Genomic DNA, 13,337 nt, shown 5'->3' on the forward strand with positions numbered 1-13,337 from the left:
GTTCAGGATACCTTAGAATCCTACTTTGACTAAATAAAAGATTAAAAAATCGATCTACGAGAAAAATCTATTTACACAAACTATTTGACAGTGTCGAAGCTAATACCATTAAATATGGTGGTGACAATGGTTACACAATTTTCATTACGGCTCCAACGAAGCCAGCAGGTGCAACGGAAACTAACGAAAAGACACCAATTTACATTAACTTTCAGTTAAGTGCTGGTGATCTTGACTTGGTTACGACGCCAGGGAATGTTGGCACTTACCAAGTAGAATTATCTGCTCAAGGGTTAGCTCATATTAAGACCAAGTTAGGTACTAATTACGCTTATCCACAAGATGCAGTTGATGTAACTACTCACGGTACGTTAACGGTTAAGCAAGGCCAGGTTATGGTAACTTTAACTGGTAATGATGGCAAGACTTACGATGCTAAGCAGACAGTAGCTGGTGATCTTAAACCAACTAAATATAATGTCGGGTATTTAGTAGCTATTTACTCACCAGATGGTCACAAGCAAACTTTGACTTTAACAACTGACGATTTACAAATTGTCGGGGATCCAACGAATGTTGGTACTTATCAAGTTAAGTTATCAGCAAATGGACAAAATAAGTTAAAGAACTTGACTGGCAATAACGGTGACAACTATAAGTGGACCTTTACACCACAAGCTCATTACCAGATTACTGCAGCGACTGCTCATGCTAACTTAGCTGGCTCAAACGAAAAGATCTTTAATGGTATTGCCGTAACCACGCCAGAACTTAACAGTAATGGTCAGATCTTGGTTCACTTGACTTACCCAGGTAGTACTGAGCAAAGTACTTACACGTTGCGAGAAGGCGACTACACTTGGGCTAATAGTAGTGCGCCAATTCAAGCTGGTGGTCCGTACACCATTAACTTGAACAAGGATAAGATTTTGCAGCACTTACAAACTCATCTAAATGAATTAGCAGGCACTGGTCAAAATGACCAAAGTAACGTCACGATTTCAGCTGATCAGCTTAGTGGTAAAGCAACCTTTACGATTACGCCAAAGCCAATTAGTAATGTGACGATTGCTGGTGATAATCAAAACAAGGTTTACAACGGTCAAGGTGCAAATCTTAATGTAAGTGGTTTGCATATTTCCGCTAATGGCATGATTGCAGGAACGCCATTAGTTGATACTGGTTTAACGGCCGGTGACTTTGACTGGTACGACGCAGCTGGCAAGAAACTAGAAAGTGCTCCAGTGAAGGTCGGTTCCTACCAAGCACGGCTAAAGGATAGCTTCCTTGATACATTGAAGCAGAAGAATCCAAACTACAGCTTTGACGTTGCGAAGGGTGTAATTAATTACAAGATAACTCCAGCTCCGGCAACAGTTACGATTAGCAATTCCGCAAGTCGTGATTACACTGGGCAAACTACCTCAGTTGCTGATGTCATGGATCAGGTAAGTTGGAGTTCAACTGGTTTTGTTACTGGTGAGAACTTGAATCACACTGATGTAACCGCTAATGATTACACGTGGTACACCAAGAATGCTGATGGTACTTACACCGCTATGACTGGTGAACCAACGCATGCTGGTACTTACTACTTGAAGCTCAATGATGGAGCAATTGCGCAGATTAAGCGCGATAATCCAAACTACAGCTTTGCGGATAATGCATTTACTGGTGAGTTTACTTACACGATTAACGCCGTCACTGGTACAGCAACATTAAGTGGTCAAAACGCTAAGACTTATGATGGTCAAGAGATTTCATTAGATGACCTGAATAGCACTGATGGAAATATTGAAGTCAAGTTTGTCTTCCCAGGTAGCACTGATGCTGATGTTTACAAGTTACATGTAGGTGACTACATAGTTGTAAATAATTCAGCTGATGCTAATAAGACTTACACCGTTAAGTTAAGCGACCAAGGATTAGCTAATTTACAGGCAGCTCTTGATAAGTATGCTGGTAACGTAACGTTGAATGCTGGTTCATTGAAGGGTTACGCAAGCTTTAAGATTAATCCAAAGGATGCTAATGTCACATTAGATGGTAATGACGGTAGCACTTATGGTGAACCAGTTGTGATTAATCTTACTCAAGGTAGTTTCAGGACTAATGGCCTTGTCACTGGTCAAAGCTTGAATACTTCAGGTTTAACTACTGGTGATTACGAATGGGTTGATGCTCAAGGCAAGAAGATTGCTGCACCAACTAATGTCGGAACTTACTACATTGCTTTAACTAAGGATGGCTTAGACAAGCTTCAACAAGCAAATCCAAACTACAAGCTTACTGAAAGTGGCCGGATCACCTATGTAATTAGTCCCGCTGACGCTAAGATTAAGATTGTTGGCTTTGAACAAGAAACGACTGCTAAGATCAATGCTGGTAACTATCACCTTAATGTACCAGTAGGTATAATTGTTCCAGATGACTTAGAGTATGGATTTGCAAGTACGCCAAATCAATCTGGTACTTACTTGATTTCGTTAACACCAACTTCAATGCAAAAGTTAATCAACGCAAATCCAAACTATAACCTGAAACTTTCTTCAACCGCCGAGTTTGAATTAGATGCTACCTTAACGATTGAGTTCCAAGATACTGATGAAAACAACAAGCAAGTTGGTAATTCAATTACCAAGACTGGCGTTGCCGATTCAACGATTAATGACCTTGGCTTAACGATTCCAACAAACTATGAATTGGCTCCAGGTCAAACTTTACCTGAAGATTACACATTTGGTACTCCATTGGAGCAACATTTGTACATTAAGCTGGTCCACAAGACTAAGTAAGATACTCAAATGAAGGATGTCACTCGAACAATTAACTACGAAGGCTTAACTGCTAAACAATTGGGACAAATCCCAGAGGATCAAAAGAAGCAAACTGTTGAATTTACTCGGACAGTTAAGTATGATTTGGTTACTGGAAAGATAGTTCCTGGTAGTGAAAGTCCTTGGACGCCAAGTAGTGGTCAATTTACTGGATTTACACCAAAACAATTTGAAGGATTGATAGCAGACAAAGATGTGCCTAACGAGGATATAACTGCAGATAGCAAGGATAGTTCAATTACTATTACTTACAAGGCAATACCACAGCAGGGTCAACAAGTAATCCATTATGTAGATACCGATGATAATAACCGCTTAATTGGTACACAAACGCTTAAAGGAACAGAAGGAAGTAAAGTTGACTTTATTCCAGACATTCCAGCTAACTATGAGCCAAGTGATAAATTGCCAGATAAGATAACGATCGCAGATGGTACCCCCATAATTAGTTTGAAACATAAGACAACAAGCAATGAGAAAACTAAGGATGTTACTCGTACGATTACGATTGTTAAGCCTGATGGCAGCAAGGAAGTAATTAAGCAAATTGTGACATTTACTCGGACTGCTACCTTCGATGAGGTAACAGGTAAGATTACTTACAGTGATTGGAAATTTGATAAATCAAATGCTGCTGATCCTGCCAAATCACAATGGGATGCTTATGATGTACCTACGATTGCTGGTTATACTCCATCTCAAGCTGCAGTTGCTGCTAAAGCTGTTGAGGTAACCACTGCTGATGAGGCAATCACCATCACTTACACGCAAGACGAGGTAGTTCCGCCAATTCCTAAACCTGATGAGTCTGATAAGCCACAACCTAAGCCAACGCCAGAGCCTGACAATAATCCTGAGTTGCCATCTAAGCCAAGTACTGATGAGACTGAGGTTCATGTCCACTCCAAGGATAAGATCAAGTCTGGTCCGGCCGTGATCAAGGGCTATCAGAACGAGAATGCGCCTTTGTATGAAGATATGGTTACTCCTTCTCAAGCAGCTGACAGAACTAATAGAGTTTCACCACAAGGGACTGAGGCAGAGCATAATTCTGCAACACCAACTCCAAAGGCAGCTAATAATCAGCTTGCTAAGAGGGAAGCCAAGAAGAATAATTTGCCACAGACAGGTGAACAACATACCTCAGTTGGTATTATCGGATTACTTGCAATGGTATTGGGATTCTTCGGGTTAACCGATCATAAGAAAAAGAAAGATGAATAAAATTATCTTTTGGTAAATAAGAAAGTCATGGACAACTTCCATGGCTTTTTTCTTGCAAAAATATTGCAATTTGCTGGTGAAGAACTAAAATAGGGTCAAATTAAAAATTGAAAAGAGATGCTGAATATGTATCAAGAAGAAAAAGATGATTTGAAAATTTGGCTTTTGAACAACATTACTGATTTGTTAATGGATATGGATACTAAGCCGGAAGAACGAAAAGTTTTACTGCAGGCTAAACATCAACTTGAGAATGGGGAGTCTGCTAACTATGTTTGCAATTTAATTTGCGTGGGACTTGATCCCTTGAGTTGGCAAAGCAAGCTGTCCAAAAGCGTGACGAAATTTCATTACGCAATTACTAGAAGTGCACGTCCGGTATCGCATCAAGCTGGTGCTGCCGGTGGTGCTGCACTCGGTTTAGCCTTTAGCAGTTTGATTTCAAGATAATTATGTATACTGATATGCTGTTGAAAGATGGCGTATCAGTATTTTTTTGTGCATAATTAAGTCATGAGGTGAAAATGATGAAGAAGAAAAAGACACCGAATAGTTTTTCTACTAAGGATTTGCTAATTTCAATGCTGTTGGGCTGGCTAATCGTCTTCGTTGGTGCTTGGGCTGGTACCGGTTTTCGTGCAAGCTTTTTGGCCATGCCCCGTTTTGTAGTAGTGATCATCGTTTCAATTGCAGGCGCGATTGTTATTGGACCAGCGATCTATGGCTTTTTGTACTTAGGTAGAAATCACGAAAAAGAAAAATAATCAAAGAATGATTGACAAATGCCCTAATAAATATTAGTGTAATAGGTAAGTAATACAGACAATACTTATTAGCGGAGGTGCAGTCATGTTATATCTTGTGTATATTTTAGTCGGATTATTAATTGTGTTAGGTGTTAACCTGATGATCACAGGCATCTTGGCGGTGCATGACATGTACACTCGTCGCGATGAAGAAGAGCCAGATTTTGATACTTTTAAGAAATACTTCGCTCAGAACAATAATATCCCTACTAAGCTGTCGGACTTGTTTAACTAAATTTTGCCGCCCTTAGGCGGTTTTTTTGTTGGGAAAAATTCCAGATTATCGTTTTGAGCTTATATGGAAAACTAGTTGTGATAAAATTGGAAGCGAATACAAAAAGATAAATAGAGGAATTCAAATGACTAACAAACTTACTAATTTTACTGAAGATGGACAAAAGATTACTTTAAATTATGAAAATAGTTCACTTGTTTTAACTGTTATTACGCCTGAAATCATTCGCGTCTTCCAAGACCGCGGTAATGCCAGCAATTCTTACGCGATTGAAGGCGACAAGCAGGTCAAGACCGACTTCACGGTAGAAGACAAGGGCGATCACGCTGAACTTGCTACTGAAAAGCTGATCGTCAAAGCCTACGATGACGAGAAGATTGATGTTTATGATGAAAACGGCAATCCGCTGATCATTGATTATCGCGGTCAGCGCACGCCAATCGACCGTCAAATAGATAAAGAGCACCTGAAGCTGGCTGAATCAGAAGGTCACGATGTTAACAAGCTTTTAGGCAGGCACGGTAAAGATTACTATGAGGTAATTAAGACCTTGGCCGACAATGAACAATTCTACGGCTTGGGCGACAAGACCGGCTTTTTAAACAAGCGCCACTATGCTTACGACAACTGGAATACCGACAATCCTGATCCGCATGTTGAAAGCTTCACGCGTTTATATAAATCGATTCCAATTTTGCTTGGATTAAAAAACGGTCATCCCTACGGCATCTTTTTTGATAACACCTACCGCAATCATATCGATTTAGGCAAGGAAAGCAGCAACTATTACTACTACTCCGCAGTTGACGGCAACCTTGATTACTACGTGATCGGCGGAGATTCGCTCAAGGAAGTTATCACCAACTATACTTATCTGACTGGTCGCGTGCCAATGCCACAAAAGTGGGCTTTAGGTTATCAACAATCACGCTGGGGCTACAGCGTTAGTCAAAAGCAGGTTGAAAAGATTGCCGAGAACTTGCGCAAGTATGATTTGCCTTGCGACGTGCTGCATTTAGACATCGACTACATGGACGGCTATCGCGTCTTCACCTGGAGAAAAGACACCTATGAGAAGCCAGCCGATTTTATCAAAAAGATGCGCAAATTAGGCTTCCGGATCATTACGATCATCGATCCGGGCGTGAAGAAGGATGACGATTACAAGATCTACCAAGAAGGTATCAAGAAGGGCTACTTCGTTAAGGCGCCAGATGGTACGGTTTACGTTAACCAGGTTTGGCCAGGAGATGCCGTCTTCCCAGACTTTGGCCGTCAAAAAGTGCGTAAGTGGTGGGCTAAGAACTGCAGGTATTTAGTTGACTTAGGCGTTTCAGGTATTTGGGATGATATGAATGAGCCTGCCTCATTTAAGGGCGAGATTCCACAAGATATTGTTTTCCATAATGAAAAAGAGGCATCAACTCATAAGAAGATGCATAATGTCTATGGTCACAATATGGCTAAGGCAACCTATGAAGGAATCAAGAAATATTCTGGCAAGCGACCATTTGTAATTACACGTGCTGCCTATGCGGGAACGCAAAAGTTTTCCACAGTGTGGACTGGCGACAATCAGAGTTTATGGACACATGTACAAATGATGATCCCGCAGTTGTGCAACTTAGGGATGAGCGGTTTTAGCTTTGCTGGCACCGATATTGGTGGTTTTGGTGCAGACTGTACGCCAGAACTTTTGACGCGCTGGATCGAAGGTGCCTTGTTCAGTCCGCTGTATCGTAACCACGCCGCACTTGGTACGCGTTCACAGGAACCATGGGTCTTTGGTGAACCAACCTTGTCGATTTACCGCAAGTATTTGAAGTTGCGCTATCGCTTTGTACCATACCTGTATGATGAATTTTATCGTGAAAGCAAAACTGGTTTGCCAGTCATGCGGCCACTGGTCTTGAATTACGAAAATGATCCACAGGTGCATAACTTGAACGACGAATACATGGTGGGCACGGACATTTTGACAGCCCCGGTTGTGCAGCAAGGTCAAACTAAGCGTGCGGTATATTTGCCTGAAGGTGAATGGATCGACTTCTGGAATGGCAGTGAATATGCTGGTAAAAACACAATCTTGGTTGATGCACCGATTGATAAGTTGCCACTCTTTATCAAGAAGAATACGATTTTGCCATGGGGCAAAGAAGTTAGCCACATCTCGGATGAGCCGGATAAGACAATGACCTTCAAAGTCTTTGGCAACTCCGGCAAGTATACCCATTACCAAGATGATGACGTTGACTTTAAATACCAAGATGGCGAGTACAACTTGTATGATATCGAAGTTGTGGATAACCAGGTAACGGTGAAGTTAACGCATCACGGCTATGCGCATGAATATCAGCAAATTGTGGTGGAATTACCTGATCAACAAATTATTTTTGAAAATCATGATGGCAAATATGTCGCAGAATAATAAATAAGATTTTACGGGCTACCGATTAATTTCGGTAGCTTTTTTTGATGAGATGGAATAATTGTAAAATTCAAGGTGGAAAAGTATTAAAGTTCAGAGTGGAATAATTATAAAATTCAAGGTGGAAAAATGTTAAAATTAAAAGCGGAATAATTGTAAAATTCAGAATGGAAAAATATAAAAATGAACTACGAACCAAGAATAATTGACCAACCTTTAGCAGAAGATTTCAAAGAATTACCCGCTATTTTGATTGAAGGAGCTAAGGCTGTGGGTAAGACGGCCACTGCCTCTCGCTTAGCTAAAACTATAATGAGTTTAGATAATCCACAAGTAAAAATGCTTCTCCGTAACAACCCGGAAGCAATTTTAGGTGTTAAACGGCCAGTTTTAATTGATGAATGGCAACTAGAGCCTAATTTGTGGTCTTTTGTCCGTCATCAAGTTGATGATGTCTTACCAGCAGAGAGTGTTTTATTCACAGGTAGTAGTATTCGCGTCGATGCTCGTATTCACAGTAATTGTGCGGATGAAAATGCGACCTTATTCTGTCCAAGAACGACAGATGTCACAGCAATATGTTTCTGTAACAAAATTATTAGATGATCCCAATTATCAGGCAACTGGTTTTACTGATCAAAAATTGGACAACTATTTAGATGAGATTTTTCGCTCCGGTTTTCCTGGAATTAGAAATAAGAGTCCTAAAGCTCGTGAGTTATTAATTCGCGACTATGTAAATAATATTATCCAACATGATTTTGAGGAGAATGGCTTTACTGTTAAAGAACCGGAAACGCGCGTGCATGGCTGAAGGCTTTTGCGGCTTCAATTGGCACCACAACTAGCTATAAAAAAATTATCGATACGGCATTGGCTAATAATGAACAAACGCCGAGTCGACCGACGGCTGATTTCTTCAGAGAAGCACTAAAGATTCTTTATATTATTGATGATGTTCCACCATTTATTGGCATGGGCAAACTGTTCCCAGCTTTAACTAAGGCACCGAAGCATTTCATGCTTGATCCAGCAATTGCAATGAGTTTGCTAGATGTGACCAAGGATCAGCTAACGGATTTTGACGTCAGCAAGCATGTTGGCAGGATTAATAGCGACATGATTGGTCAGTTGATGGAGAGTTTGGTTTACCAGAGTTTAATTGTTTACGCGGATGCACTTGGCGTCCACCTGACGCACTTCAGAGATAGCAAGGGCCGCCACGAAATTGACTTTATTTTGCAAAAAGGTCGCAAGGTCGTTTTATTTGAAGTGAAAACTAATCCTAATGTTAAAAATAGCTATGTTAAACATTTGAATTGGTTTGAATAACAAGCCAAAGATGAATATCAAATTAGCAAAGTTTTGCTCAATACTGGGCAAGTTGCTTACCAGCGGAAAGATGACCATGTTCAAGTTGTGCCAATTGCGATGTTGGGATTTAGATAATATCTTTTTCTTCATTATTGTGATAAACATGATTATAATAAGATATATTGCAAAGTAGTATAATATAATGTAGTACATCGTATTATACTATATTGTAATGTAGCAGTTCTAAAAGGAGCACAAAATGTTTATCGGCAGGCATCAAGAATTAAAGCAACTGAATCAAGCTTATCAAGAAAATAATTTTCAATTCACTGTGATCTATGGCAGAAGAAGAATTGGCAAAACATCCCTAATTAACGAATTCTTGAAAGATAAAAAAGCAATATACTATGTAGCTCTTGAAGAAAATGCAATGGATAATCTTAAGCGTTTTTCAGAAGCAATTAGTATTTTCAAAAATACCATGCAAGGTGGCAGAGAAGATTATACCGACTTTGAAGAATGCTTTAAGGAAATTGCTTACTTGGCCAAAAAAGAACGGGTAATTTGGGTAATTGATGAATATCCTTATCTGGCTAAGGTATATCCAGCAATTAGTTCAATGCTCCAGTCCTATATTGATCATCAATTTAAAGATACTAATCTTTTTTTGATCTTATGTGGTTCATCAATGTCATTCATGGAGCGACAAGTTTTAGGTTATCAAAGCCCCCTGTATGGTCGACGTACATTATCTTTAAAACTGGAACCATTTAAGTTAGCTGAAGCACAAGAAATGCTCCCTAATTATGATAAAGAGGATGCTTTTGTGATCAATACAGTTTGTGGTGGGGTTCCTCAATATTTGAGTTATATGTCCGATCAGATATCTGTGGCAGATAATATTAAGAAAATTTTTTTGAATAAATCGGGTCGATTGTTTGACGAACCAAGCAATCTGTTGCAGCAGGAATTGCGCGATCCTACTAACTACAATTCGATTATCAATGCTATTAGTAGCGGTGCCTCTAGGCATAACAAGATTGCTCAAAATGCGCGTCTGCAAACAGGTCCGCTAACAACCTATTTGAATAATTTGATTGATTTAGGAATTGTTGAAAAAACGATGCCAGTGACTGATAAAAAGAAAAATAAGAGCAAGAATATTGTTTATCGCATCTGCGATGGAATGTTTCGCTTTTGGTATACATTTGTTGGCAGTCAGTCTGCCATCATCGAACGTGGCTTAACTGATTTGGCTTGGAAAAAAGTCGAGCAGAATCTGTCTGATTTTATGGGACCAGAATTTGAAAAATACAGTCAAAACTTCATGTGGTCGAAAGATCTCGATGAGAAATGGGTGCCTAATCCCTTTGTGCAGTTAGGTAATTGGTGGGGTACAGATAAACGTACGCATCAACAAGTTGAATTAGATGTGGTGGGCTTTTCTGATGATGAACGTGATGGTTATTTTGGCGAATGCAAATGGAAGAATGAGCCAATTCCCCGTAGCGTGTTAGAAAAATTGATTAGAAATAGTGAAATACTCCCATATCCGCTTAAGCATTATTATCTTTTCTCTAAAGTTGGCTTCACTGACTCTTGTCGAGAATTGGCCAAGAAAGTTAACTGCCAGTTAATCACTTTTGATGAAATGTAAAATTGAATATTTAAATTAGCCGTCGAATTTTCGGCGGCTTTTTTATTGCAAAAGAATATTTAATTTCTGTCTTGCAAGTATAAATTATCGTAATACAATAATTAATGAAAAGAGTATTAAACGGAATAGAGGGAGAAAAATGAGAAAGTTCGTATTAAATTTGCTTACGGCACTAACGTGGATTTACCAAGTGCTTTGTGTATTTAGTGTTGTTACGTTTGTTTTAGCGGGTGGCTTTACAATTTTTGCATTATCACAGCCCGGAGCTGGTGCAGAAGCAGGTAAGGGCATGAGTGATGAACTCGGTATCCAGCTCGGTGGCAACGCGTGGCTTTGGTTAATGTTAGGGCTATTTTGCTTTTTCATTGCGGCTTCTATGGCTCAATTCTTTGTTTGTCGCTACGCGCGTTTAATTATTAAAAACATCAAGCAAGAAATTTACTTTGCGATGAAGAATTTGCAGCTGCTGAAGAAACTGTTGATTTCAGTGGTGGTTTACACATTTGCAACAGCGATCTTTTACATTGGAATTTACAGCAACTACGCAACCTTAACTAAGATTGCTAAGACTTCATCTGCTGATATGATTTATCCAACTAGCATCGTCAATAGCTTGTTTTTCCTAGCAATTTTGTATGTAGTTTACCTGGTCTTCAAATATGGCATGAAGGTGCAAGAAGATGCAGATTCAATTATTTAGTAAAGTGAGTGATATGGATGATTGAAGTAACGTTAGATTTCATGCTGCTCAAGCGCAAGATGTCTTCTAAAGAATTGGCTGAGAAGGTGGGCATTACACCGGCTAATCTTTCGATTCTAAAGACGGGCAAGGCGCACGGCGTGAGGTTCGATACTTTAAGTAAAATTTGTGAAGTGCTAGATTGCCAGCCTGGTGATCTGTTGGTCTATAAGAAGGATTAGATTTGGAGGCCTATTATGAAAAGTCAGAAATTTGAACAAGAAAACAAGAAAATCTTTTTAGAGATGCTGGTTGGTGTCGTTGTCTGCACCGCGTTAATGCTGCTTTACATGGGCGGCGAAAATGGTTGGCATTTAGCAACTTTTCAAATTATCGTGGCCTTAGCATTAGGCATAGTAATGGGCTTACTATTTGGCGGCTTAGTTGTGGCTAGTTGGTTTGCAAATAAAGACTCAATTATTCCTTTGAAAGCTTGTTTCCAAATCCTGGGGACTGGGGTTGTTATTGCTTTAGCTGATTTTGCTTTTAACTGGTTTACCAAATCCGGTAGTGGCAGTTTTAGAGACATGCTTTTTTCAACTAGTACCTTGTGGTCATTTATCTGTGGTTTATTTTTAGGCATTATCTGTTTTAAAGGAAAGAAAAAATAATTTAAAGAAGGGTGTGTTGAAGGTGTCGAGTAGAAAAAATCAGAGTTTATCAAAACAAAATTTTATATTGATAAGTATTATTGGTGTTTTGCTCGCCGATGGGCTCTATGAAGGTACTAATTGGTTAATCTTGCATAGCGACAGCTTTGTTTTACACACTATTATTACCTTAGGTCTGGCTTATGTTTTTATATTTTTGGTTTTACGTGTGATGAATAAAAAAGTTCCTAAATAAGTATATAAATCGACATTTTTTACTATTTCAAAAAGTAGGAGTTTACTATGAAAAAAGATTTAGTAATCATCATGATTAGTACATTAATTGCACTTGTATTCGCAATTGTTATTAGTTTTACTAAGTATTACCATTGGATGTTCTTAGTTGTACTGATTCCTGTAATTGTAAATATTTACCTATCGATGAAAAGAAATAAAAATAATTAGAATTGATAACGATTAGAAGAATTTGATTTGTTGCTAGACTTAAATACAAATGAAATATTTTCTATATATGTAGGAAAAGGGATGACTGAAATGACGGATAAGATCTGGAATAAACTTCTAAATCTAGAGTTAATTATCGGCATGATAGTGTCAATTGCTGTGGGAATAGTTGGTGAAGGTCTACCTCGACTTTACTGGTCTAGAATGTGCTGGATTGCATTAATTATTTTGGCACTTAATTTTATCTTGAAAATTTGTGGTAAAAATAAGCATTCTGTAAAGTTAATAAGCCAGTGGCTAGGCAGCTTAACACTGATTTTAGTATTTGACTTTTTGATTTATACGACTGTTTCCACACTTAATTTGATGTTTAAGCCGCTAATACTAATCAGCTCGATTATTGGGTTACTGCTACTGATGTTAGTCAGTATCCCTGTAGTCGTGGTCAATTTTCCAGTAGTGAAAAATTGGTTTATGCGATTATTCATGATTTTTATTTTGTATCTGAACTATAGCCACAATGTTAATAGGTTTCTAGATTCATCTGGCATGATTAAAAAAATAGTGGGTTCGGGTGTAATAATTGCAATTGTTACTTTCATTTTGGCTTTCTTTATTACCAAGGAATGGCAGCTTAAGTTTCAGTGGAATCTAAAATTTGAAAAAAGTAAAAACTTTCAGTGGGTAATATTGAAGTGAGACCTAAAAGTGAAACACTTTTAGGTCTTTTACTATGTCTAAATTTAATAAAGAACAAAAGATAGAAATTTATCGTAAATGGAAAAAAGATGAGAAAATCTCAATCAGTCAGTTGTCAAAAGCATATAAAATGAACTTAGCTAATCTGGATTACATGCTTAGATTGATTGATATGCATGGAACAAATATTTTGAATACTAGAAAGCGGGTTTATTCTAAGAAGTTTAAAGAACAAACAATTGAACAAGCTATCTTTGGTACTAAGTCAGATGTTCAATTATCTCTAGAATTAGGTTTCAAAAGCATTGGCAGGCTTAACAATTGGCTTAGAGAATACAAAGAA

Annotated in this window: 15 protein-coding genes and 1 pseudogene; all 16 read left to right on the plus strand. The window is 38.6% G+C overall.

Translation table 11 applies throughout. The annotated features are described in order from the left end of the window. Positions 1-107 precede the first annotated feature (107 nt). Positions 108-2,795: an MBG domain-containing protein gene (locus BLP58_RS09995; RefSeq protein ID WP_256330669.1), complete on the plus strand. Its 2,688-nt coding sequence runs from the start codon at positions 108-110 to the stop codon at positions 2,793-2,795. Between the two features lie 9 nt (positions 2,796-2,804). Then, positions 2,805-4,061 carry a mucin-binding protein gene (locus tag BLP58_RS10000; RefSeq protein ID WP_025084280.1) on the plus strand — a complete coding sequence of 419 codons (1,257 nt, stop codon included), beginning with the start codon at positions 2,805-2,807 and terminating at the stop codon, positions 4,059-4,061. A gap of 126 nt (positions 4,062-4,187) precedes the next feature. Further along, on the plus strand, positions 4,188-4,511 hold the full coding sequence (locus BLP58_RS10005; RefSeq protein ID WP_013854816.1) for a bacteriocin immunity family protein: 324 nt from the start codon (positions 4,188-4,190) through the stop codon (positions 4,509-4,511). Between the two features lie 77 nt (positions 4,512-4,588). Further along, positions 4,589-4,825: a hypothetical protein gene (locus tag BLP58_RS10010; RefSeq protein WP_013854815.1), complete on the plus strand. Its 237-nt coding sequence runs from the start codon at positions 4,589-4,591 to the stop codon at positions 4,823-4,825. 85 nt (positions 4,826-4,910) lie between these two features. Beyond that, positions 4,911-5,102 carry a hypothetical protein gene (locus tag BLP58_RS10015; protein WP_013854814.1) on the plus strand — a complete coding sequence of 64 codons (192 nt, stop codon included), beginning with the start codon at positions 4,911-4,913 and terminating at the stop codon, positions 5,100-5,102. 124 nt (positions 5,103-5,226) lie between these two features. Next, positions 5,227-7,530 carry a glycoside hydrolase family 31 protein gene (locus BLP58_RS10020; RefSeq protein WP_013854813.1) on the plus strand — a complete coding sequence of 768 codons (2,304 nt, stop codon included), beginning with the start codon at positions 5,227-5,229 and terminating at the stop codon, positions 7,528-7,530. A gap of 183 nt (positions 7,531-7,713) precedes the next feature. Beyond that, complete coding sequence (locus tag BLP58_RS10025) at positions 7,714-8,136, plus strand: AAA family ATPase (protein ID WP_013854812.1); 423 nt, start codon at positions 7,714-7,716, stop codon at positions 8,134-8,136. Beyond that, positions 8,096-8,344: a hypothetical protein gene (locus BLP58_RS10030; protein WP_013854811.1), complete on the plus strand. Its 249-nt coding sequence runs from the start codon at positions 8,096-8,098 to the stop codon at positions 8,342-8,344. The genes BLP58_RS10025 and BLP58_RS10030 overlap by 41 nt, the downstream gene beginning before the upstream one ends. A 44-nt stretch (positions 8,345-8,388) precedes the next feature. Beyond that, positions 8,389-8,862, plus strand: coding sequence for a DUF4143 domain-containing protein (locus BLP58_RS10035; protein ID WP_420864884.1), 474 nt, complete (start codon positions 8,389-8,391; stop codon positions 8,860-8,862). A 241-nt stretch (positions 8,863-9,103) separates the two neighbouring features. After that, positions 9,104-10,501: an ATP-binding protein gene (locus BLP58_RS10040; protein WP_013854809.1), complete on the plus strand. Its 1,398-nt coding sequence runs from the start codon at positions 9,104-9,106 to the stop codon at positions 10,499-10,501. Positions 10,502-10,640: 139 nt separating this feature from the next. Beyond that, complete coding sequence (locus tag BLP58_RS10045) at positions 10,641-11,201, plus strand: hypothetical protein (RefSeq protein WP_013854808.1); 561 nt, start codon at positions 10,641-10,643, stop codon at positions 11,199-11,201. A 17-nt stretch (positions 11,202-11,218) separates the two neighbouring features. Further along, the gene (locus BLP58_RS10050; protein ID WP_013854807.1) at positions 11,219-11,422 is read left to right on the plus strand and encodes a helix-turn-helix domain-containing protein; all 204 of its coding nucleotides are present in this window, start codon (positions 11,219-11,221) and stop codon (positions 11,420-11,422) included. A 15-nt stretch (positions 11,423-11,437) separates the two neighbouring features. After that, complete coding sequence (locus tag BLP58_RS10055) at positions 11,438-11,851, plus strand: hypothetical protein (protein ID WP_013854806.1); 414 nt, start codon at positions 11,438-11,440, stop codon at positions 11,849-11,851. A gap of 22 nt (positions 11,852-11,873) precedes the next feature. Beyond that, positions 11,874-12,086 (plus strand): hypothetical protein, encoded by a 213-nt coding sequence (locus BLP58_RS10060; protein WP_236695774.1) that lies wholly within the window; start codon positions 11,874-11,876, stop codon positions 12,084-12,086. Positions 12,087-12,376: 290 nt separating this feature from the next. Continuing rightward, the gene (locus BLP58_RS10065) at positions 12,377-12,994 is read left to right on the plus strand and encodes a hypothetical protein (protein ID WP_013854803.1); all 618 of its coding nucleotides are present in this window, start codon (positions 12,377-12,379) and stop codon (positions 12,992-12,994) included. A 34-nt stretch (positions 12,995-13,028) separates the two neighbouring features. Then, positions 13,029-13,337 (plus strand): annotated as a pseudogene (locus BLP58_RS10070) (IS3 family transposase); the annotation flags it as partial.

This window comes from Lactobacillus kefiranofaciens (assembly GCF_900103655.1).
GTDB lineage: Bacteria > Bacillota > Bacilli > Lactobacillales > Lactobacillaceae > Lactobacillus > Lactobacillus kefiranofaciens.